Genomic DNA, 23,169 nt, shown 5'->3' on the forward strand with positions numbered 1-23,169 from the left:
ATGTGAGGACGATGCAGGTCAGGCGCCGCCGCGCCCACCTATAATTCAGGTATGAACTCATGGATCGACGCCACGCTGGAGTGGATCGGACACCACCCCACCTTGGCTGGCGTGGTGATCTTTGGCATCGCATTTTGTGATGCGGTGATCGTGCTGGGCGCCATCGTGCCTGCGTTGCCGTTGCTGTTCGCCATTGGCGTGCTCATCGGGCTCGGGCAGATCAACGGCCCCTACGCGGTGGTGTGCGCCACCCTGGGCGCCTTCGTTGGCGATGCGCTGAGCTTCTGGGTCGGCCATCGCTGGGGCCATCAGCTGCACACCTACTGGCCATTCCGGCGTTACCCGCAACTGCTGGAACGCGGCGAGCTGCTGTTCCGCCGCAATGCCTTCAAAAGCATCCTGATTGCGCGCTACGTGGGGGCAGTGCGCCCGTTCGTGCCGGCGATTGCCGGCATGTCGCGCATGCCCTTCAAACGGTATCTGGTCGCCAGCGGCCTGGCCTGCGTGTCGTGGGCGTTGTTGTTCCTGGTGCCCGGCTGGGTGCTGGGCACGGCCTACGACGCAGTGGCCGCGGTGGCCGGGCGCCTATTTGTGGTGGTTGCCTTGCTGGCGGCCGTGATCGGGCTTGCCTGGGCGGTGGTGCTGTATTCGTATCGCTGGTCGGCCGGTCACCTGGATGCCTTGCTGGCGCGCCTGCTGGAGTGGTCGCACCGGCATCCGGTCCTGGGAAATTGGTCGGTCGGCGTCTTCGACCCACGCCGTCGCGAATCGGTGCCGCTGGCCATGATGGCCTTGATGCTCTTGCTGCTCGGCTGGGGCTGGTTTGTGCTGCTGATGGTGGTGCTGGCGCATGGCGAGCCGCTGCGCGTGGACCTGGCCGTGCACGACCTGATGCTGGCGCTGCGTAATCCGTTGGCCGACTACCCGATGGTGGCGCTGGCCTCGTTGGGCGACTGGCAGGTGCTGTTGCCGGCCATTGCCGCCGCGATGGGCTATCTGGCCTGGCGCCGTCGCTGGATGGCCGTGGCCCATTGGGTCATCGCGCTGGCGTTCGGCCTGGCGCTCACGCAGCTGCTTGGCGCCACCGTGCAGGTGGTGCGCCCGCCTGCGGCCAGCAGCGGTTTCGGCTTTCCGTCGGTTGCGGTCACCATGGCCACGATCGCCTTCGGCTTTTTCGCGCTGTTGATCGCGCGCGAGTTGCCTGGCCGCCGCCGCGTGTGGCCGTATCTGGTCAGCGGCGCCATCGTCTCGCTGATCGGTTTTGCGCGTTTGTACCTCGGTGCGCACTGGCTCAGCGACGTCGTCGGCGGCATGTTGTTCGGCATCTTCTGGCTGCTGGTGCTGGGCATTGCCTACCGTCGCCGTGCCACGCGCGCGTTCTGGGTCAAGCCGGTGTTGTGGATCTTCTACGGGGTGTTCGTAAGCTGCGCAATTTATTTTGCGCCGCGCAACCTCGACCTCAAGCTGGCCAAGTTCGAACCGCCGCCGCCGGCAGTGATGGAGTTACCCGCAAACGCGTGGTGGGAAGACCAATGGCGCCTGCTGCCGGCACGCCGCAACGAATTCGACGACGATCAGCGTTGGCCGCTGGACGTCCAGTTGGCCGGCCCGCTCGCCCCGCTGCAGCGCCAGCTCCAGGCGCGCGGCTGGCGGGTCCAGCCGCAGGCGGGCTGGGAACAGGCGCTGCACCTGCTCGACGTCAGCGGCCGCCCGGACGAAGTGCCGATTCTGCCGGCCACGCTGGATACCCAGGTCGAGGCCCTGTTGATGGTGCGCCACGCCGCGCCCGGCCACGTGCATGTGCTGCGTCTGTGGCCGGCGGCAGCGCGCCTGCAGCCGGATGCACAACCGCTGTGGGTGGGCAGCACCCAGACCTTGCGCTACAGCCGCCATTTCAGCCTGATCGGGCTGTGGTACCCACTGCGCGGCGTCGATCCTGCACTGAGCGCATTGCGCGAGGCACTCGGCCCGCTGCCCCATCGCATGGAACAGCGTCGTCGCTCGCAGGTGCCGGTGATCCTGATCGACAGCACCTCGGGCAGTGCAGTGCGTGGCGAGAACAAAGACAACGCCGCGCCGGGGACGGATACCGCTGCGTCCGATCCTGCTGCATCGGGTCCGCCACAACAACGCCGTTGATCGATCGGGCAACAGGCGATTGGCCGGCGATCGCGTGGTTGGGTCGAGATGGGGTGTCAGCAACAGCTGTTGAGCCCTGTCTCGATGGTGACGTGCTGGCGCCGTCTGGAGGCTGCTGAATTTTCAGGGTGAACGCTTAGTTCGTCGAGCGCGGCGCCCTCGCCGCTTGCGGGACACGCCGTGAACCCATCCGTGGGGGCTCGATGGCGGCATGGATTCCGCGTAAGAGCTTACAAGGACGTGCTTGGCAGCGTGTCCCGCGATGGTGGGCGGGCAAGGGCCCTGCGGAAAACTCGCCGTTGGCTGCTCCACAACTGCTTGCACCGTTCAATCGCCTCTCAAGGCGAACGCCAAGATGCGAATCAGCGCAGTTCGGCGATGCAAAGGCCGCATTGGCCTGGCGCGCGACGCCTCACCACAACACGCCATCCACTGGCTGCATCGGCTCCGGCGCTTGCTCACCAATTGCCTGAAGCGCATCGATCTCCACCGTGCGGCACATGGTATCCAGCGGCAGGTCGTGGATAGTGTTGGCGAATGGGTCGACCAACTCGTCGCCGATCTTCAGCACCGCCAGAAACATCAGGCCGGCCACTGTCGATCCCACCGGCGTGGCGTACTGCAGCGTTTCCACCAAGCCGATTGGCAGCAGCACGCAGAACAGCCGCGTAAACAGGTTCGGATAGAAGCGATATTGATACGGCAGCGGCGTATTTTTCAGGCGCTCCATGCCGCCTTGCGCGTTGGCGATGTCCACCAGAATGCGTTCGACGCTGGCCTGCTGGATGCTGTCGATCCAGCCCTCGCGACGCGCCTGCTCGACGCTGCGCGCGGTGGTATCGAGCAACCCGTTTGCCACGTTGGTGCGCACCACCACCGCCGCCGCTTCGTCGGCATCCACATGCGGGGACAATGCCATCGCCACCGGCAACCGGCGCAGTTGGCAGCGCAGCGCGTTGACGTAGGCAATCTGGCGCAGCGCAATGGTGCGCCCAAGATCGCCGGCTTCCGGTGCGGACAGGATACTGACGCTCAAGCGCACCAGATTACGCGAGGCATTGATCATCTGGCCCCACAGCACCCGCCCCTCCCACCAGCGTTGATAGGTGGAATTGGCGCGAAAGCCCAGGAACAACGCCAGCGCAGAACCAAAGATGGTCAGCGGCAACGCCGGCGCACGGAACGGCAGCACGTAGTAAATGATGGTGATCAACACATCCCATACGAACAATACCGCCAGGGTCCGCCAGACCTGGCTGATCACATCTGCCACACGCGGCTTTACATCGACAATCAAAGGCACACTCCATCAAAAGAAACGAGTGACGCCATTGCGCGCATCCAGTGCATGGATGCGGTCGGTAGCGCACTCAAGCGTGCGCAGTGTGCCGTTGCCACGGTGCAAGCACGGTGATGGGGCCGATCGAAACCATTGCCCCACGCGACTGGCGTGATGGAAGGCGTCGCGAGCGGCCATCCGTTGGGTGTGCACGGCGTGCGGGAACACAGCGCACACGTGGCGCATGAAAGTTCGGAGCGCAGCCCGTACCCATGTGGCGGGCGCAGCCGTGTTAGCAGCCGCTCTTAAGGCATCCAGGCCAGCAATTGGTCCAGCCGCCGATGCGGATCGTCCTGCTGCAACAGCGAGAGCCGCTGCTGCTCGGTCAATGGCAGCAGCTCGGCCAACCGCCAACCAACCCAGGCGGCCTGATCCATCAACCCCGGTCCCACCGATGCAAATTCGCCACCCACCTGCTCCAGCATGCGCTCCAGCACCGTGGACAGCAGGCCGTGCTCGGGCCGCAATTCGTCGTCCGGATCCGGTTCGCGCCAGGCGACATCTCCCACCACCAGACCGTTATCGCGAATGCGCGAGCGCTGTACGTGGAAACGCCGCGTGCCACGCAAGCGCAGCACCAGCACGCCGTCGGCGCCCACATCGAAATCCTCGATGCGTACTTCTGTACCGAACGCGGCCGGCGTAGCCGGCACGCCGACTTCGTTGCCTTCCAGGATCAGGCACACGCCGAAGCTTGTGCCGTTACGGCCGCATTCGCGTACCAGATCCAGATAGCGGCGTTCAAACACGCGCAAGCCCATCGCCGCGCCAGGCAACAGCACGCTGTGCAAGGGGAACAGCGGCAACGCGCTGGTGTCTGCAGTGGCGGGGATCGGCACCATCAGGACAACTGCGCCAGGAAACGACGCGGCGCACCGTCGAAGCCACCGTTGGACATGAACACCACATGGTCTCCGGGCCGGGCAATTTCGCCCAGCGCGCGCAGCAAGGCATCCACGTCCTGCACCACGCGCGCCTCGCCGCGCACCTTCGCAATGATCGGTGCCGCGTCCCAGGCCAGTTCCGGCCGATGCAGAAACACCACTGCATCGGCATCGTGCAACGACGGCGCCAGCGCCTGGGCATGCGCGCCCAGCCGCATCGAATTGCTGCGCGGCTCCATTGCCACCACAACACGCGCCGCACCGACCTTTGCACGCAGACCCTGCAACGTCGTCGCGATGGCGGTGGGATGGTGCGCAAAGTCGTCGTACACGGTGATCGCGCGCGCGCTACCGATGACTTCCAGCCGCCGCTTGACGCTCTGGAACTGTGCCAATGCCGGCATCACCGTCGCCGGATCCACGCCTACCGCCTGTACTGCTGCCAGCGCCGCCAACCCGTTCAGGACGTTATGCCGCCCAACCAGGGGCCACTGCACCTGGCCAATTTCCACGCCACGGTGCAGCACCGCAAACGCGCTGCCATCGGCCGCGATCAACCGCGCGCTCCAGTCCAGCGACGCATCGAACCCGAATCGCTCCACCGGCGTCCAGCATCCCATCGCCAGCACCTCGGTCAGGTGCGCGTCTTCGCCGTTGACGATCAGGCGACCGCGCGCGGGCACCGTGCGCACCAGGTGGTGGAACTGGCGCTGGATGGCCGCCACGTCCGGGAAGATGTCGGCGTGGTCGTATTCCAGGTTATTGAGGATCGCCACCAACGGCCGGTAGTGCACGAACTTGCTGCGCTTGTCGAAAAACGCGGTGTCGTATTCATCGGCTTCCACCACGAATTCGCGCCCCTGGCCCAGTCGTGCCGACACGCCGAAATCTTCGGCCACACCACCGATCAGAAACCCGGGCGCCCGCCCGGCCGCCTCCAGCAGGTAGCTCAGGATGGTGGTGGTGGTGGTCTTGCCGTGGGTGCCGGCCACGGCCAGCGTGTCGCGGCCGGGCAATACGTGCTCGGCCAGCCATTGCGCGCCGGAGGTGTACCGGCGGCCGGCATCCAGCACCGCCTCCACCGCCGGATTGCCGCGCGAAAGCGCATTACCGACAACCACGTCGGTCGCATCCGGCGAAATATTGGACGGCGCATAGCCCTGCGCCAACGCAATGCCCAGCGTTTCCAGCTGTGTGGACATCGGCGGATAAATGGCCTGGTCGCTGCCTTCCACCTGCCAGCCCAGCTCACGCGCCAGGGCGGCCACACCGCCCATGAAAGTTCCGGCGATGCCGAGAATGTGGAGTTTGCTCATGCCGCCCATTGTCGCCGATCGCCGCAGTTGCCGGACATTCCATTCCAGCGCACGCCCAAGTGTCGGGGATTTCCTACCGTACTGTCGGGAATTTCCCGATGTGCGAACCCGGTCACATCCCTCACTATGCTGAACGCCAGTCGCAGCATCCCTTTGGTCCTACTCCCCAAGAGGCCAAATCCCCAGGGAGCTCATGCTGTTGGGGCTCTGAGCAAGCCTACTACTGGCGTTATTCTGCCCCGGGCGTCTTGTACGTCCGGGGTTTTTCTTTTGGACACCATTGCCTGGGCGATCACGGCGAGAACGCGGCGCGACCAGACGCCGCGCCTGCCAACGGCCGGGCCTTGCGCCCGGCCCATTGCCGACTCAGCGGCCGAGCGCCTTGCTGATGCGTTCCAGCACTTCGTCCAGCGAACCCACGCCGTCCACGCGCGCCAACTTGCCGCGCTGCTCGTAGAAGCCGATGACCGGTGCGGTGGAATCGGTATAGACCTGCAGCCGCTTGCGCACCGATTCGGGGTTGTCGTCTTCGCGGCCTTCGGCCTTGGCACGACCGGCGATGCGCTCGACCAGCAATTCGCTGGCCACATCCAGCTGCACCACGGCATCCAGCGGCTGGCCGATCTTGCCGAGCAGCTCGTCCAGCGCATTGGCCTGGGCCACGTTGCGCGGGTAGCCGTCCAGGATGAAACCCTTGGCCACATCGGCCTGGCCGAGGCGCGCCTCCAGCATGCCGAGCAGGATGTCGTCGGACACCAGGTCCCCGCGTGCCATCACTTCCTTGGCCTTCAACCCCAGCGGCGAGCCAGCGGCCACTTCGGCGCGCAACAGGTCGCCGGTGGAAATGTGCGGAATATCAAACGTGTCTTTGAGACGTGTCGCCTGGGTGCCCTTGCCCGAACCGGGCGGTCCCAATAGAACCAATCGCATCAGTGGACTCCACTTTCGAATAAAAACGCGTTGCGGTGGGCGGCGTTAGACTCACGTCTTCGCCGGCGCTGGACCGTATGGTCGTGCAGCTTACCGCATCCGGGGAATGTCCCGGCACTGTCCCCTGCGCCATGTCCCCATGTGAGGAGTCTGTCCCCCTATGACCACTGGCAACCTGCTCTATGCCCAATCCGGCGGCGTCACCGCCGTCATCAACGCCACTGCAGCCGGCGTCATCGCCGAAGCGCGCGCACGCAAGATCAAGGTGCTGGCCGCACGCAACGGCATCCTGGGCGCCTTGCGCGAGGAGTTGATCGACACCTCCAAAGAGTCCGCCGCCGCCATTGCCGCCCTGGCGCAGACGCCCGGCGGTGCATTCGGCTCGTGCCGCTACAAGCTCAAATCGCTGGAAGAAGACAGCGCCAAGTACGAGCGCCTGCTCGACGTGCTGCGCGCGCACGACGTCCGCTGGTTCCTCTACAACGGCGGCAACGACTCGGCCGACACCGCTTGGAAGGTCTCGCAGCTCGCAAAGGCCTATGGGTACCCGCTGCACTGCATCGGCGTGCCAAAGACCATCGACAACGATCTGGCAGTGACCGACACCTGCCCCGGCTTCGGCTCGGCGGCCAAGTACACCGCCGTCTCAGTACGCGAGGCCGCACTGGATGTCGCCGCCATGGCCGACACCTCCACCAAGGTCTTCATCTATGAGGCGATGGGCCGCCATGCCGGCTGGCTGGCCGCAGCGGCAGGCCTGGCGGGGCAAGACCCGGACGACGCCCCGCAGATCATCCTGCTGCCCGAACGCGCCTACGACCAGGCTGCATTCCTGGCCAAGGTGAAACAGGTGGTGGACAAGGTGGGCTGGTGCGTGGTGGTGGCCAGCGAGGGCATCCAGGACGCACACGGCAAGTTCGTCGCCGATGCCGGCGGCGCGGCCGACTCGTTCGGCCATGCACAGCTCGGCGGCGTGGCCTCGTTCCTGGCCGCACAGGTCAAGCAGGAGCTCGGCTACAAAGTGCATTGGACGCTACCCGATTACCTGCAGCGCTCCGCGCGCCATCTGGCATCGAAGACGGACTGGGAACAGGCGCAAGCGGTCGGCAAGGCCGCCGTGCAGTACGCGATCAAGGGCATGAACGCGGTGATCCCGGTGATCGAACGCGTCAGCGACGCACCATACCGCTGGAAGATCGTGCCTGCGCCCCTGCACAAGGTGGCCAATCACGAAAAGAAGATGCCGCCCAGCTTCCTGCGCAAGGACGGCTTCGGCATCACCGAACGCGCCCGCCGCTATTTCGCCCCGTTGATCAAGGGCGAAGCCCCGCTGGCCTACGGCAGCGATGGCTTGCCGAAGTATGTGAGTTTGAAGAATGTCGCGGTGGCAAAGAAGTTGCCGGCTTGGGAAGGGTGAGATCGAAGCCGCGTGGGATGCACAGCGATGATCAACTCTCCACTGAGGTGCAGCAAATCGGGCACTTACGCGCGTGGCTTGCGCCCTAACGAAAGGTGGCGCTGGGGGCGTGTGTCATTTCGAGAGGATCATGAAAGCGCGTTGTCTAGGCAATTGTCGAAGTAACTGATCCACCTGTGCATGCACTGAAAGCGAACCCCGGCCTGGCCGGGGTTCGTCGTTACGGATGAAGAGCAAATCTCGACTTACTGACACGCCTTGCCTTCCACCGTCATTTGCGCAGCGAACATGGGCACCTGCGGGATCTTGCCGGCAGCGGCTTGTTGCTTGGCGTCTTCCAGATAGATGCGCGACTGGCCCTGTCCATCGAGCTGCGGTTTGGCATCCACCGGCTTGCGCCATACGCGCACGACCGCTTGCTGTGACGGGCAGGCTGCGCTTGGCACGCGGATCACATCGTTGAAGATCCAGCCCGAGGCGACACTGGGTGCGGCCCTGGCGAAATCCACGAAGCGTGCGCGTGGTTGACAGGTGGGGCTGCTGCGGACCACCGACAATGTATACGGCTGTGCAGCATTTCCGGTAAACACGCCTTCCAGTCGTGCGCAGGCTTCCGGGATCTGACGCAAGGTGTGCACGGCGCCGACCGCTTGCGCGGTGCCGGGTGCGCGCGGCTTGAGTTCGGGCGTGGGATCGGCCGCAAACGCTTGGCTGGTCAGCAACAGCGTTGCGAGCATCGCGGCGTATTTTTGCGCAGCATGGTGGGACATGGACACTCCTGGGTCGACCGAATCACGTTGGCCGCAGGCTGTCACGCCACAACTGAACGACGCGCCAAAGCCATAACGCTGGTCGCCACGCACGGCGCGGCGCATACTCGGTCGCGATCCGGCCACCTGAACATTCGCGACGCGCATTACGGCCCAGGCGGCCGTCGAGTCCGTATTCGTCAGTCCACTCGTTGTGTGCATCGCCCTTGGTTCGTCCCGACCGGACGACATCCATTCTCTTGGGAGGGGTCATGCTGGAACACTATGGGTTGTGGCTTGCGCTGGGTTGTGCGGTCTTGGCAATCGTCTATGGAATCGTGTCGGCGCGCTGGGTGGTCGCGCAGCCGAGCGGCAATGCACGCATGCAGGAGATCGCCGCCGCGATCCAGGAAGGCGCGCGTGCCTATCTCAACCGGCAATACCTCACCATTTCGGTTGCTGGGGCAGTGCTGTTCGTGTTGGTCGGGCTGTTCCTGAGTTGGTACACCGCGATCGGGTTTGCACTGGGTGCGGTGTTGTCCGGGTTAGCCGGCTATATCGGCATGAACGTCTCGGTGCGCGCCAATGTCCGCACCGCCGAGGCGGCGCGGCACGGCATCGGCAAGGCGATGGATGTGGCGTTCCGCGGCGGCGCGATCACCGGGATGCTGGTAGTCGGCCTCGGGCTGCTCGGCGTGGCCGGCTATTTTGCTGTGCTGCAGGCCATGGGGCTGCCACTGGAGCAGAACCTGCATGCCTTGGTGGGCTTGGCATTCGGGTCGTCGTTGATCTCGATCTTTGCGCGCCTGGGTGGCGGGATTTTCACCAAGGGCGCAGATGTGGGCGCCGATCTTGTCGGCAAGGTCGAGGCCGGCATTCCCGAGGACGATCCACGCAATCCGGCAGTGATTGCGGACAATGTCGGCGACAATGTGGGCGACTGTGCCGGCATGGCCGCCGATCTGTTCGAAACCTACGCAGTCACCGTGATCGCCACGATGCTGCTCGGCAGTCTGACGCTGGCCGAAACTGGTCCGCATGCCGTGCTCTATCCGTTGGTGCTCGGCGGAGTATCGATCATCGCTTCGATCGTGGGCGCGGCCTTCGTCAAGGTCAAAGGTGGCGGTTCGATCATGGGTGCGCTTTACAAAGGCGTGATCGTGTCGGGCGTGCTGGCGGCGTTGGCTTACTGGCCCATCACCCAATCGCTGATGCGCGACAACACCCACGGCGCCGCGGCGTTGTACGCCTGCGCACTGATCGGCCTGGTGCTCACCGGCCTGATCGTGTGGATTACCGAGTACTACACCGGCACGCAGTACACCCCGGTGCAGCATGTTGCATCGGCCAGTACCACGGGGCACGGCACCAACATCATCGCAGGGCTCGGTATTTCGATGAAATCTACCGCGCTGCCGGTGATCGCGGTCTGCGCAGCAATCTGGGGTGCGTTTCACTTCGGCGGCTTGTACGGCATTGCGATTGCAGCAACGGCCATGCTGTCGATGGCCGGCATGATCGTTGCGCTGGATGCGTATGGACCGATTACCGATAACGCCGGCGGCATCGCCGAGATGGCCGAGCTCCCTCCCGAGGTCCGCAACATTACCGACCCGCTGGACGCGGTGGGCAACACCACCAAGGCAGTGACCAAGGGCTACGCGATCGGATCGGCGGCGCTGGCGGCGCTGGTGCTGTTTGCCGACTACACGCACAACCTGCAGGCGGCCAATCCCGACCAGGTGTACGCCTTCGATCTATCCGACCACACGGTGATCATCGGGCTGCTGATTGGCGGGCTGATTCCCTATCTCTTCGGCGCGATGGCGATGGAAGCGGTCGGCCGCGCCGCGGGTGCCGTGGTGGAAGAGGTGCGCCGCCAGTTCCGCGAACTTCCCGGCATCATGGCCGGCACCGCCAAGCCGCAGTACGACCGCGCCGTCGACATGCTGACCCGCTCGGCGATTGGCGAAATGATCGTGCCTTCGCTGCTGCCGGTGGTGGTTCCGATCATTGTCGGGTTGCTACTGGGCCCGCGTGCACTGGGTGGCTTGTTGATCGGCACGATTGTCACTGGTTTGTTCCTGGCGATTTCGATGACCACTGGCGGCGGCGCGTGGGACAACGCCAAGAAATACATCGAGGACGGCCACTTCGGCGGGAAAGGCAGCGAGGCGCACAAGGCTGCGATCACCGGCGACACGGTCGGTGACCCGTACAAGGACACCGCGGGGCCGGCGATCAACCCGTTGATCAAGATCATCAACATCGTGGCCTTGTTGCTCGTGCCCCTGCTGTAACGCTGCGATGACCGCAGGTCCCGTGACCTGCGGTCATGACGTCGGGAAGCAGCCGACCGACCGACCGAACGCGTCGCGGCAGGTCCGAACCCGTCACTGCGGAAAGCGGCAACTGGGGCATAGGGACCGGGCCAATAAGGCGTCGCCGGGCCGGGGCATTTGCCCTTCCCAGCTCAGGACCGGCATCGCGCCGGGGCCCGCTGGCGGCCCCCATCGTCGCTACGAAGATGGCGCCATCAGGCAGAAGGGGCTGGCCTGTGCCGGCAAGCCCCGTCCCGCCCGGCCTACGATCACAGGCAGCCGATCAGGCCGTCATAGATCGGCGGTGCGCCGCCCGGCAGTGGCTTGAACAGCGGATTGGCCACCGCAAGCGTGCGATACATCTCATCCAGGCGGGTACCGGCCTTCAACGGTGCCGTGCAGCGCCACACCCGGCTGTCCGACCGCAAGTAACCGCTACGCGGGTCGACGCTGACCTCACTGGCGCCGAAGGTCCAGATGCAGCTCCGCACCACCCCGGTGACGCGATGCACCGAGCAGCGGAAGCGCAGCGGCTGGTAGTCGCTGAAGTCGCCGCCACAAAAGGTGTCGCCGCAGATATTGTCGAAATCGCGGTCCAGCCGCTGCTCCAGATCGATGAACGCCTCCCAGCCCTCGCCATTGGCGGGCCAGTCCACCGCATCCACGAAGGTGGGCGGAGGCGTCGCGGCGGCAGCGAACTGGGCGGTAAGGGACAGCAGCAGGAGAACCAGCAAACGCGCAAGCCTGGACATGGGCAATTCCTATGCGGTGGATGAGCCTGCAGCGTGCGCCTCCGGCCGGGCCGCAACGATCAGGCAGCCACCCGCGATGAACGCGGGCTATGCCGCACGCAGCGGTCAGGACATTGCCCATTCAGTGTCGCTGCAGCGCAACAGCCGAACGCGTAGAATCGCGCTCCACACACTGCTGACGCCTCGGAGCTACCCGCATGGGCCTTGAACTGGTCACCTCTGGCAAGAATCTGCCGGAAGAAATCAACGTCGTCATCGAGATCCCCAAGGATTCGGAGCCGGTCAAGTACGAAGTCGACAAGGCCAGCGGGGCGATCTTCGTCGACCGCATCCTGTCGACCCCGATGCGGTATCCCTGCAACTATGGCTACGTGCCCAACACCCTGTGCGGCGATGGCGACCCGGCCGACGTGCTGGTGGTGCTGCCCTTGCCATTGGTGCCGGGCTCGGTGGTGCGCTGCCGTCCGGTGGGCGTGCTGCGCATGAGCGACGAGGCCGGCAGCGACGAAAAGATCCTGGCTGTGCCGATCGAGAAGATCTTCTCCGGTTACGCGCACATCGAAGACATCAACCAGGTGTCCAGCCACTGGATGGAACGTATCGGCCACTTCTTCGAGCATTACAAGGACTTGGAGAAGGGCAAGTGGGTCAAGCTGGACGGCTGGGGCGGCGCGGCCGAGGCCAAGCGCATCCTGACCGAGTCGGTGGAACGCTACAATTCCGACGCACCCTGATCCATCGATCGTGATGCTGCCCTGCGTGTAGGGGGCGATCGGGATCACGCTTCTGGCGTGATCCCGGTGACCGCAGTCGGCAGATTGGGTACATTGCCGAAAGCGTTTGGCCGGTGTCTGTCACCGGTGACTTCTGGGGAAGTGTCTTGCGTATTCTGTTTGTTGGGGACGAAGCCAGTCTTCCGTCCGACCTTGTCGACTACGTCGCCGACCTGGGCGACCAGTGGCAGGCGCAGCAGGTGGCCGATGGCAATTCGGCGATCGAAGCTGCCGCGCTGTCGCCGTTCGACGCCGTCATCGTTGCCCCGGTCCTGCCGGACCTGACTGCCGCCACCTTGCTGGGGCAAATCCGCACGCTGCGCCCGGACACCATTCGTATTGCGTTGATCGATGCGCAAGGCGGTCAGCGCACGCCGCCGGCCCGCATCATCGGCGTGGCGCATCGCTTCTTGCCGATGCCGCTGGCGCCCGAAGTGCTGCTCGAGGCGGTCACCAGCCTGGAGGAACTGCGCGAGCTGCTCAGCAATCCGCGCCTGCGCGCGGCGATCGGGAGGATCGAAAAGCTGCCCTCGCCCCCGCATTTGTACCTGAGCCTGATGCATGCGCTGGAAGAGGACGACGGTGCCGACGCGGCCGATATCGCCAAGCTGATCGCCGGCGACCCGGCGATCGCGGCGAAAGTGCTGCAATTGTGCAATTCGGCGTTCTTTTCCGGTGGCCGCAGCATCACCGACCTGCGCACGGCGGTGACCCGCCTGGGCGTGGCGACGCTGCGCGACCTGGTGCTGGCCAGCGAAGTGTTTTCGGTCCAGACGCTCACGCCCGCCGAGCGCAACGCGATGCAGCGCCGCGCCCTGCTCTCCTCGCGCCTGGCGGCCAAGGTGCTTCCGCCGACCAGCGCAGAACTCGGTTCCACCGCCGCACTGCTGGCCGACATCGGCTTGCTGCTGCCGGGCGTACGCGACGAGCGCGAGGCGCCGGCCGAAGGTGGCGACGAACGCCTGGGTCACACCGAAGCCGGCGCCTACCTGCTCGGCCTGTGGGGCTTGCCGATGCCTATCATCGAAGCGGTGGCCTTCCATCGCCATCCGCTGCGTTCCAGCATGCGCAGCTTCTGGGTCACCGGCGCAGTGCATGTCGCCACGGCATTGGCCAGCGGCGAAAGCGTTGACGAAGAGTACCTGACCAAGGTCGGCGTCATCGCCCGCCTGCCGAGCTGGCGCGAACAGGCCGATACGTTGCTGGGGCTTGCCGAGGCGTAAGTCACTCGCTTGAGGCATCCCGAAAGAAGCGCGGCCAAGGCCGCGTTTTTTTATGCCGTTTCTTCGACCGCCCTGCATGGGGCCGTTGCGCCAGGGCCGCGCATTGCAAGCCTTGGTCTGGGCGATGTGTCACGGCACTCACCCCAAGCGCACCGCACTACAGGCAGACGATGCGCTCAAGCGCTGTGGAAGCTGCCCGAGAAGAAAGACTGCAGTTCTTTGCGAGCGGAGTCGCTGAGCAACTTCCACATCCTGCGCGCGTTTTTCGCGGAACTGCCGCACCGCTTGAGTCGCGCAGCGATGACTTCGCATCTAAATCACGCGCCGCATGCGCATTGCCTCATCGCAACAGGGCACTGCATAAAAAAAGACGGGCCTTGCGGCCCGTCTTTCATTTACTACGCGCGTCGATGGATCAGAAGCGCTGGGTGTACTTCATGTACATGAAACGACCGATTTCGAAGCCGCCGTAGTAGGCAAAGCTGCTGTTCGGTGCCGAGTACTGCAGCGGACCGCGGTGATCGAACACATTGTTCGCGCCGAGTGCGATCGTGGCGTCCCACGGCGCCTTCCAGTTGACCTGCAGGTCGTGGAAGGTATTGGCGCCGGTGTGACGCAGCGGGTCGGACTCGCCGTTGGCGATATGGTCCGGCGCATCGCAATAGCCTTCGGCCAGCGTGATGCAGCTTTCCTTCATGCCCGAGTAGTAACGCAGGGTGTAGTTGACGCCGAAATCACCCAGCGACCAGTTCACGCCAACGTTCGAACGCACGCGGAAGATGCCCGGCTCGCCGACACGGCCAATCATGATGGCGTTGCCTGCGCTGTCCTGGCCGGCTTCGTCGTACTTGCTGACGTAGCTGGTCTGCCAGTCGAAGGTGAAGGAACCGATGGCCGTTTCCGGCAGGCGGTACTTCACACCAAGGTCGTAGCCTTCGGTTTCCATCTGACCGAGGTTGGCCACGCCGTAGCTCATCGCCGAGATGTGACCATCGGCTGCACGTGTGACATTGGCGCAACGTTCAGCGTCGCCGAGCACATAGCAGTCGCGCAGGATGCGGTCGACGCTATCGGCGATGATCATGTCGTTGATCTCGTAGCGGTACCAATCCAGCGAGATGTCCAGACCCTGCACCCAACGCGGGCTCCAGACCAGACCGGCGGTCTTGCTCGTGGAGGTTTCCGGCTTCAGGTTCGGATTGGCGCCGCTGATGAATTCATCAGGCGTCTGGCACGGATAGGTCGTGCAAGGCACGAAGCCCTGGCCGAGCTGGGTGTAGCCCAGCGGCACGCCAGCGTTGGTGCAGGCCGCGTTGCCGTTGACGCTGTTGGGGGCGCCGACGCCGCAAGGATCGATGTAATCCTCGAAGCTGCTGCTCAGGCCGCCGTACAGGTCGCTGATGGTGGGCGCACGGAAACCTTCCGCATACGTCGCACGCACCAGCAGGTCTTCCAGCGGACGCCAGGTCAGGCCGAACTTCGAGTTCAGCGTGTTACCGAAGTTGCTGTAGTCCGAGTAACGCGTTGCAGCGTTGAAGGTCAGTTCCTTGGCGAAGGCGACATCGCTCAGGAGCGGAACATTCAATTCGAGGTAGACCTCGTCCAGCGAGTACTGGCCCTGCGTGGTCTTGGCACCCAGACCGGTGCTTTCGCCCGACTGCGCAAACGCATCCGGAGAGAAGCGACCTTCTTCCTTACGGTGTTCGTAGCCCACCGCAACGCCCAGATCGCCAGCCGGCAGCTCAACCACCGAACCGGACAGGTTTGCGGTGAAGCTGGTGGTCTTGGTCAGACCGGTATCGGTGAAGGTCGGGAACAGGAATTCCTGCAGCGCCGGGTCGGCAAGCGAGCCCTGACCTGCAACGTTGTACGGCAGCAGCGGATTCCACGGACGGCAGGCCGACAGCGAGATCGGATCTGCAGCGGTACCGCACTGCGCAACGCCCTGGCCGTTGATGAAGGACGGGCCCAGTGCCTGACGCGACGCGATGAGGCTCATGTCGCCACGGCTACGCTTGGTGTTCTCGTTGCGGTTCCACAACGCACCCACATCCCAATCCCAGGTCTTGCCGCCGATGTCGAAGTAGCCACTCAAGGTCGGCGCGAAGCGCAGGGTCTTGAGCTGGTTTTCGCTGGCGCGCGGCACTTCCCAAAGACGACGACGGAAGTCGACATCCTGGCCGATCGGATTGAACGCGCTGCTGCCTTCCAGCGGAGTGCCGAAGGAACCGGACTGATACGGGTAGCCCGCGATCTGCCCGTCGGTCGTGCGCTCGTTGTAGGCAATATCGGCGTTGAAGGTGATGGCATCGGCAACGTCGTAGTTGACGTTTGCAAATACCGACTTCCGCTCGATGCCGGTCTGCACCATCATCTGCTGGTTCGAGTTGGCGTACTCGGCCGGCGTGATCGGGTGATAGTCGGCCGGGTTGTTCGGGTTGCCGCCGGCATTGAGCGTCTGCCACACCGCGGTGTCCGGATCATCGCAGTCCACCTGCAGCGGATTGCACCACGAACCGTTCTGGCTGATGGGGCTCCAGCTGTTGGGGGTCGAGTTGGGACCGCGCGAACCATCGCGGCTGAACCAGCGGTTCTTGGCGAATACCGGGTCCTGCTTGGAATATTCGGCAGACAGCGTCACGCCACCGCGCTCGCCCTGCGAGCCAACAGTGAAGGAGTACTGCGTGGTGTCGCCGTCGCCCTGGCCGAACTGGCCGAACTGCACGCTGGCTTCAGCGCCGTCGAAACGCTTACGCGTGATGACGTTGACCACACCGGCGATCGCGTCGGAGCCGTAGATGGACGAGGCGCCGTCCTTCAGCACTTCAATACGCTCGATTGCCGACATCGGAATCTGGCTGAGATCCTGCAGACCGGAGGTCGACGCACCCAGACGCTTACCGTTCACCAGCACCAACGTACGCTGCGCGCCGAGGTTGCGCAGGTCGACGTAGTAACCGCCAACGTCTTCGCCGGACGACAGCGCGTCGGCGCGCGAGATGGCCGGGGAGCCGGCGGAGGTCAGGTTCTGCAGCACATCGGCAACAGACGTCAGGCCCTGCTTTTCCAGCGCTTGACGATCAAGGGTCAAAATCGGCTGCTGCGTTTCGACGTCGGCGCTGCGGATGCGCGAGCCGGTGATCTCGATACGGTCAAGCGTGGTGGTCGACTCTTGTGCGGCGGCAAAAGCCGGCGTCAACGCGATCGCAATACCGGCGGGCAACAGGCCCAGCCGCACTGCGGAGGTGCGAAGGTTCATCAATCTCTCCAGGGTTCGTTAGTGGCGCGTTAAGCGCCCCTGTGCAAATTACGATTGCGTGAACGCCGTCGCTTTGCGCGTCACGTTACGTGGCTTTGCCGAATCTGGCGGATTTGCCGTTTGGTCGCGGTAGTGCGATGCGGAGACACCGAAGCGCGCACGAAATGCACGCGCGAAGCTGCAGCAATTGTCGAAGCCGCTTGCGGCTGCAACCTCGCCGATCATCATCGAGGTATCGCGCAACAAATCGGATGCACGTTCCAGACGCAAGCGTGCGGACAGCGCCTGCGGGCTTTCTTCGTACAAACTCTGAAACGTCTTGGAGACGTACCAACTGGAAAAGTTGGTCAGCTGCGCCAGTTCGCTGATGCGCACCACGCGGTCGCTGTTGCCTTCCAGGTACAGCCGTGCACGCTGCATACGCCCAAACACCTGACGCCGACGGCTGCGCGAGCGGCCCGGGCAACGCTGTTCCTGCGCAATAAAATCGCGTTGCATCGCGGCCAGGTGTAACAGCAACGGCCGCGCGGACGCACTGCCGCTTTGTGCGGCGGCATTGCGCCACAGGCGCAAGGCAATGCGCAGATCGCTGCGCGACAACTGGGCGCGGCCGGGATACAGCGTGGCATCGGTCAGTTCGGCAAGCGACTGCAGGCTCTCGCCATCCAGACCGACGCCCACGCATAGCGCGCTGCGATCTGCCTGCACGGTGGGATGGGAATCCTTGTCGAAGGCGATCCAGTCGCCGGCACGCAGACGAAAGCGGCCCTCCTTGGATTCCACCCATGCGCGTCCGCGTAGCTGTATCCACAAGGTGAATGTCGCCGCGTTGGTACGGATGCTGCCGAGCCGCGAGACCGCCAGACAGATAGTCGATGTCGACTCGTTGGCGTTATCGAGCGCGAGCGCAAGCCCACGATCCGCGGTGATGACCTGTTGCATGTTGGCAGCCCCCTGTACAAAAGAGGGCGTAGTGTTTTGCCAACTGTGGCGTCAGTCAGGAAGTTTTGACGAAACTGCGCCGAAATTGCCACGAAGCCTTTCCGAAGAACTTACGAGGCGATTTTTCTCAATACCGACAATAAGTTAGCGATGACACCCATAGGCGCCACGGAATGCTGTGGCAACGGCATATACGCGATGGCGCTGCCATCTTCTTCGGCCAGCGACACATACAGCGTCCCATCGCGCTGGTTCAGGCTGAAACCGTTGATGGTGGTGAACTTGACCGCATCCAGGCACTGGCCGCGGCCGCTGCGCAACTCGCGATCGTAGGCAGCGCAACTGTCGGTGGACGACAGGTAATGCAGCTGGCCATTCACGCCCGGCGCCCAACTGCGATACCGCCAGCGCGATGGCTGTTGCGGATCGACAGCATGCAAGGTGTCGGCGGCCAGCGATGGAGCGACCTGCCACACACCGCCCCCGCTGAGGCGGGTCAGCAAGACCTGTCCGCTGACGCGGTCCAGTCGCAATTGCGAGACGTCCTGCAGCGTCGCCAGCGCACGCCATGGGCTGCTGCGCCGGTCGTACAGCGTTGCGAAGGTATGCCCGTCGTCGGCAGCAGCAAGGACCAGCAGCCGGTCCGGATCGGGAAGATGGATCGCCTGCAGCGGGCGCGGCTGCGGCACGGGTAGTCGCACTACCTGGCCGCTACTGGGGGTCACTTCGAATAGCGCCGCATGCCCGGCCGCATCGCTGCCGCTGACCAGCACGCGTTGCGAATCGGCTGACCAGTCGGCGGCCTGGCGCGAATCCGGGCGCAGCCCTTCGATCAAGCGCACCGAACCGGGCTTGCTGACATCGCCCCACCACAGTGCGTACGCACCGGATCGATTGGATGCAAAGATCAGCTGGCGCCCATCCGGCGCAATCATCGGCTGATCGTCGCGCCCGCTGGATGGAAACAGTCGGCGTCGAATGTAGCCACCGTTCATCGTGTCGCCAATGACCTGATAGACGCCAAACTGCGGTTTGCGTTGCACGAACACCAGATGCCCATGCGCCACGTCCGGTGCTTGCGCATCGTCCACGCCCACATCGTGCAAGCTGTGGTCCCGCAGATCGAGGCGATACAGCCGCGCCTCGCTGTCCACGCGACGCCCGAAGATCAAACCGCTGCCATCGGGCAGCCAACTCCATCCACGGATATCGGCGTTGTCATGGGTGAGCCGTTCGGCGACGCCGCCTTCGGCAGGAATCCGCCACAGGTCCCCGAGCTGCGGATTACGCAGGAACACGATCCAATCCCCATCGGGCGAATACCGCGGCGCGTAATCGAAATCACCTGCCTGCGCCGGATAGTCCAGCGTCTGCCACTGCCCGGTTGTCAGATCCAGGCGACGCATGCGGGCCGCACCGTGCGTGCCGGTCATGCTGCCGAACACCAGCGCGCGCCCATCCGGCGACCAGCTGAAACTCAGCATGTCGGCACCATCGCACCGCATTACCTCGCGCGACGCCGCAGGCCCGGTGGCTGCGGCAATCATGACCCGGCAGCTGCCATCGGGCGCCTGCCTGGAAAACGCGATCTCCCGGCCATCCGGCGACCACGCCGGCAAACGATCGGAGACGCCGGGCGCAGGCGTCTCCAGTACCCGTGGATAGGCGTTGTCGGTGGTCTTGACCAGGATCGAGGTGCCGGTGCGATCGCTGGTCAATGAGGCGTACGCCACCATCGCGCCATCGGGCGACAGGCTTGGCGTGAGATCGAATCCACCGCCCGCGGTAATGACCTGATACGGCCGTTTGGGGCTGCCCAGCACCGCATGCGCTTGCGCGGTCTCAGGTGCCGGGGCAGGTCGCCATGAGGTCCATACCGCAAGGCTCAGCACGACCAGCAACGCCACGCTGGCGACTGCCAGCGCCATGGAGAGCCGGTTTCGTGGCGAGGCCGGCGCCGCAACGACGGGCGCTACAGGCTGGCCAGGCGCGGTGCGGACGGGCGATGCGGCAGCGTCGGACTGGTCGGGGACGGACGCCACGCCTTGGTCTGGCTGCGCCGGCTCGAGCGTATCCGGACCCAGTGCTTCACCAGGCAGCGTCGCCGATGCAGGTGCCTGCGCTTCCCACACAACCGCCGCCATCAAGCGATACCCGGTCTTGGCGATGGTCTCGATGTGCTCCGAGCGCTGCACGCCGTGGCTGGCAAACGCCTTGCGCAGCTGCGTGACCGCCTGGGTCACCACATCGTTGGTCGGCAAGGTATTGGGCCAAACCTCGGCAAGCAGTTGCTCGCGCGTGACCACCTGGCCCGGCTGCCGCGCCAGGGTCAGCAACACCGCCAGGGATTTGGGCGCCAGCCGCAGCGGACGCTTTGCGCCAGGTGCGTGCACCTCGCGCGAGGCAATGTCGACCACGCACTGACCGACACGCAGCCGGCCCGATGGCATTGCAATAGCGGGAGGAACACTCATCGGCAAAAACACGCGTCGGCATGCAAGAACAACAAAGAGCGCCCCGCGCCTTCCGCGAAACGCCAAATTCAGCAAAGGACGACGACCAACTGTGTCATGCATCCATTTGGTGCAAATTTTACGCTATGCCCCGTTGCTTCCTAAGACAGGCGGCAGCGTCAGGCTCTCTCTCTCTCGCCGACGAATTCGAATAATTACGACGTACCCTTCGCGCCTTCTGGCGCGATTTTTTTATCTGCGATTCAGCTAAATCAGCTGAAACCCTTATTTACTGGAATCGCTTGCAACCCTGCCATAGCGCGGCACTTGCGGACCGCGCTGCAATCTGTTCAGTACAAAACTGAACTTTTCCTAAGCAGGCGCTACATCACGTTTTATGAAACGCTGCCATGTAACGCGTCACGTGGCGCGATAGACCTGCGCGCCCTGCGCGACAAATTGTGCGGACTTTTCCTGCATGCCCGTCGACAGCGCTTGCGCCTCGCTTATGCCGTGCTCGGCCGCGTAATCACGCACGTCCTGGGTAATCTTCATCGAGCAGAAGTGTGGCCCGCACATCGAACAGAAGTGCGCCAGCTTGTGCGCGTCCTTGGGCAGGGTTTGGTCATGGAACTCCTTGGCCTTTTCCGGATCCAGGCCAAGATGGAACTGGTCGTCCCAACGGAATTCGAAACGCGCCTTGCTCAAGGCGTTGTCGCGCACCTGCGCGCCCGGATGCCCCTTGGCCAGGTCGGCGGCATGCGCGGCGATCTTGTAGGCCATGATGCCGTCGCGCACGTCCTGCCGGTTGGGCAGGCCCAGGTGCTCTTTCGGAGTGACGTAGCAGAGCATGGCGGTGCCGAACCAGCCGATCATCGCCGCACCGATCGCGCTGGTGATGTGGTCGTAGCCCGGCGCGATGTCGGTAGTCAGCGGCCCCAGGGTGTAGAACGGCGCCTCGCCGCATTCGCGCAGCTGCTTGTCCATGTTTTCCTTGATCAATTGCATCGGCACATGGCCGGGGCCTTCGATCATGGTCTGCACATCGTGTTTCCAGGCGAGCTTGGTCAGCTCGCCCAGCGTTTCCAGCTCGCCGAATTGCGCCGCGTCGTTGGCGTCGGCGATGCAGCCGGGGCGTAGGCCATCGCCCAACGAAAACGCCACGTCGTAGGCCTTCATGATCTGGCAGATGTCTTCGAAGTGCGTGTAGAGAAAATTCTCCTTGTGATGCGCCAGGCACCACTTGGCCATGATCGAACCGCCACGCGAGACGATGCCGGTCACGCGCTGTGCGGTCAGCGGTACGTAACGCAGCAACACGCCGGCGTGGATGGTGAAGTAATCCACGCCCTGTTCGGCCTGCTCGATCAAGGTGTCGCGAAAAATTTCCCAGGTCAGCGCCTCGGCGCGTCCATCGACCTTCTCCAGCGCCTGATAGATCGGCACCGTGCCGATCGGGACCGGCGAGTTGCGGATGATCCACTCGCGCGTCTCATGGATGTGCTTGCCGGTGGACAGATCCATGACCGTGTCCCCGCCCCAGCGGATCGACCACACCAGCTTCTCGACCTCTTCGGCAATGCCTGAAGACACCGCGCTGTTGCCGATGTTGGCATTGATCTTGGTCAGGAAATTGCGGCCGATGATCATCGGCTCGCTCTCGGGGTGATTGATGTTGTTGGGCAAGATCGCGCGGCCCCGTGCGATCTCTTCGCGCACGAACTCCGGTGTAATGCGTTGCTGGATCGAAGCTCCGAACGCCTGGCCCGGGTGCTGCCTGCGCAAGCTTGCATCGGTCACCGCTTCCAGGCGCTGGTTTTCGCGGATCGCCACGTACTCCATTTCCGGCGTGATGATGCCGCGGCGCGCGTAATGCATCTGGGTGACGTTGGCGCCCTGTCGCGCGACCCGCGGCAGACGCCGCGCCGGAAAGCGCACTGCATCCAGACGCACATCGTGCTCGCGGCCACGCCCGAAGCTGGAGCTCAGCCCGTCCAGGGCGACGGTGTCGCCACGCTCGGCAATCCACTGCGCACGCAGCGGTGCCAGACCGGCTGCCAGATCGATCGCCACCCGCGGATCGGTGTAAGGCCCGGACGTGTCGTAGACGCTGAGCGGCGGATTCTCTTCGCCGCCGAACAAGGTGGGCGTGCGCGTCAAGGCGATCTCGCGCATCGGCACCTGCAGATCGGCGCGCGAGCCTTGCACGAAGATCTTGCGTGAACCGGGAATCGGCTGGGTGACAGCCTCCGACAACGACTGGGCTTGTTGTTGCAAAACGGTGGGCGCGGCATTCATGGCATTCGTCCTGTGTGCTGGCCCTGCGAAGGAGTCGCAGTGCGGACGAAGCGGCGGCGCTCGATACCGACTGCCCGTGCACGCACGAACCATCGCATCTGACGAAGCTTCCCTACGCCGGTATCAGCCGGATCAGGTTCGAAGGGACTATCTCAACCGCAGCACGCTGCGGTACCCCCACTTCGGCGGCGATTAAACCACATCGCACCTGCGCAGCTAAACAAAATCCGCCACATACCCCAAGCGCGCACGGCCCGCGCTAAACCCGTAGGGCATACCGCACTGAAGCAGCGGCCGCACCGGCCTGCTGTTGCGCGTCGCAAGGTTGTCGCGTTCGGCGGCGACATATGTCCGCATAGGTCATCTCACGTCGC

15 protein-coding genes and 1 riboswitch are annotated in these 23,169 nt (G+C 64.2%); of the genes, 5 read left to right on the forward strand and 10 right to left on the reverse strand.

Annotation, left to right across the window (positions count from 1 at the left end):
- Nucleotides 1–51: 51 nt before the first annotated feature.
- Nucleotides 52–2,139, forward strand: coding sequence for a bifunctional DedA family/phosphatase PAP2 family protein (locus J7396_RS09885; protein ID WP_209261378.1), 2,088 nt, complete (start codon nucleotides 52–54; stop codon nucleotides 2,137–2,139).
- Between the two features lie 412 nt (nucleotides 2,140–2,551).
- Here the strand turns inward: J7396_RS09885 and J7396_RS09890 are convergent, their stop codons facing one another.
- The 4 genes from J7396_RS09890 to J7396_RS09905 form a co-directional block, all read right to left on the reverse strand.
- Nucleotides 2,552–3,436 carry a bestrophin family ion channel gene (locus J7396_RS09890; protein WP_008577877.1) on the reverse strand — a complete coding sequence of 295 codons (885 nt, stop codon included), beginning with the start codon at nucleotides 3,434–3,436 and terminating at the stop codon, nucleotides 2,552–2,554.
- Nucleotides 3,437–3,723: 287 nt separating this feature from the next.
- The gene (locus J7396_RS09895; RefSeq protein WP_008577875.1) at nucleotides 3,724–4,320 is read right to left on the reverse strand and encodes an LON peptidase substrate-binding domain-containing protein; all 597 of its coding nucleotides are present in this window, start codon (nucleotides 4,318–4,320) and stop codon (nucleotides 3,724–3,726) included.
- Nucleotides 4,320–5,687: a UDP-N-acetylmuramate:L-alanyl-gamma-D-glutamyl-meso-diaminopimelate ligase gene (gene mpl, locus J7396_RS09900; RefSeq protein WP_029820211.1), complete on the reverse strand. Its 1,368-nt coding sequence runs from the start codon at nucleotides 5,685–5,687 to the stop codon at nucleotides 4,320–4,322. The genes J7396_RS09895 and mpl overlap by 1 nt, the downstream gene beginning before the upstream one ends.
- A 357-nt stretch (nucleotides 5,688–6,044) precedes the next feature.
- Nucleotides 6,045–6,608, reverse strand: a complete 564-nt coding sequence (locus J7396_RS09905) for an adenylate kinase (RefSeq protein ID WP_003483308.1) — start codon at nucleotides 6,606–6,608, stop codon at nucleotides 6,045–6,047.
- Nucleotides 6,609–6,768: 160 nt separating this feature from the next.
- On the opposite strand from J7396_RS09905, the gene J7396_RS09910 reads away from it, so the two are divergent.
- A complete protein-coding gene (locus tag J7396_RS09910) occupies nucleotides 6,769–8,025 on the forward strand; it encodes a 6-phosphofructokinase (protein ID WP_071117271.1) in 1,257 nt (418 codons plus the stop codon).
- 245 nt (nucleotides 8,026–8,270) lie between these two features.
- Here the strand turns inward: J7396_RS09910 and J7396_RS09915 are convergent, their stop codons facing one another.
- Complete coding sequence (locus tag J7396_RS09915; RefSeq protein ID WP_014090991.1) at nucleotides 8,271–8,795, reverse strand: hypothetical protein; 525 nt, start codon at nucleotides 8,793–8,795, stop codon at nucleotides 8,271–8,273.
- A 251-nt stretch (nucleotides 8,796–9,046) separates the two neighbouring features.
- On the opposite strand from J7396_RS09915, the gene J7396_RS09920 reads away from it, so the two are divergent.
- On the forward strand, nucleotides 9,047–11,074 hold the full coding sequence (locus tag J7396_RS09920) for a sodium-translocating pyrophosphatase (RefSeq protein ID WP_014090993.1): 2,028 nt from the start codon (nucleotides 9,047–9,049) through the stop codon (nucleotides 11,072–11,074).
- Between the two features lie 290 nt (nucleotides 11,075–11,364).
- Here J7396_RS09920 and J7396_RS09925 read toward each other — a convergent pair whose 3' ends face one another.
- A complete protein-coding gene (locus J7396_RS09925) occupies nucleotides 11,365–11,847 on the reverse strand; it encodes a hypothetical protein (protein ID WP_008573723.1) in 483 nt (160 codons plus the stop codon).
- 197 nt (nucleotides 11,848–12,044) lie between these two features.
- Between J7396_RS09925 and ppa the strand changes: the two genes are divergently transcribed.
- Entirely contained in the window at nucleotides 12,045–12,581 is a 537-nt protein-coding gene (ppa, locus tag J7396_RS09930; RefSeq protein WP_005911986.1) for an inorganic diphosphatase, read from the forward strand.
- A gap of 113 nt (nucleotides 12,582–12,694) precedes the next feature.
- Nucleotides 12,695–13,843 (forward strand): HDOD domain-containing protein, encoded by a 1,149-nt coding sequence (locus J7396_RS09935; RefSeq protein ID WP_029820216.1) that lies wholly within the window; start codon nucleotides 12,695–12,697, stop codon nucleotides 13,841–13,843.
- A gap of 415 nt (nucleotides 13,844–14,258) precedes the next feature.
- Here J7396_RS09935 and J7396_RS09940 read toward each other — a convergent pair whose 3' ends face one another.
- The 4 genes from J7396_RS09940 to thiC all read right to left on the reverse strand — a co-directional run bounded on the left by J7396_RS09940 (nucleotide 14,259) and on the right by thiC (nucleotide 22,795).
- Nucleotides 14,259–17,102: a TonB-dependent receptor gene (locus J7396_RS09940; RefSeq protein WP_008573719.1), complete on the reverse strand. Its 2,844-nt coding sequence runs from the start codon at nucleotides 17,100–17,102 to the stop codon at nucleotides 14,259–14,261.
- A 48-nt stretch (nucleotides 17,103–17,150) separates the two neighbouring features.
- The gene (locus J7396_RS09945; protein ID WP_008573718.1) at nucleotides 17,151–18,044 is read right to left on the reverse strand and encodes a helix-turn-helix transcriptional regulator; all 894 of its coding nucleotides are present in this window, start codon (nucleotides 18,042–18,044) and stop codon (nucleotides 17,151–17,153) included.
- Between the two features lie 110 nt (nucleotides 18,045–18,154).
- Nucleotides 18,155–20,494: a winged helix-turn-helix domain-containing protein gene (locus tag J7396_RS09950; protein WP_209261422.1), complete on the reverse strand. Its 2,340-nt coding sequence runs from the start codon at nucleotides 20,492–20,494 to the stop codon at nucleotides 18,155–18,157.
- Between the two features lie 423 nt (nucleotides 20,495–20,917).
- Nucleotides 20,918–22,795, reverse strand: a complete 1,878-nt coding sequence (thiC, locus tag J7396_RS09955) for a phosphomethylpyrimidine synthase ThiC (RefSeq protein WP_209261379.1) — start codon at nucleotides 22,793–22,795, stop codon at nucleotides 20,918–20,920.
- Nucleotides 22,796–22,886: 91 nt separating this feature from the next.
- Nucleotides 22,887–22,984: riboswitch (TPP riboswitch) on the reverse strand.
- Nucleotides 22,985–23,169: the final 185 nt, after the last annotated feature.

The sequence above is a fragment of the Xanthomonas sp. A1809 genome (assembly GCF_017746015.1).
Classification (GTDB): domain Bacteria; phylum Pseudomonadota; class Gammaproteobacteria; order Xanthomonadales; family Xanthomonadaceae; genus Xanthomonas; species Xanthomonas euvesicatoria.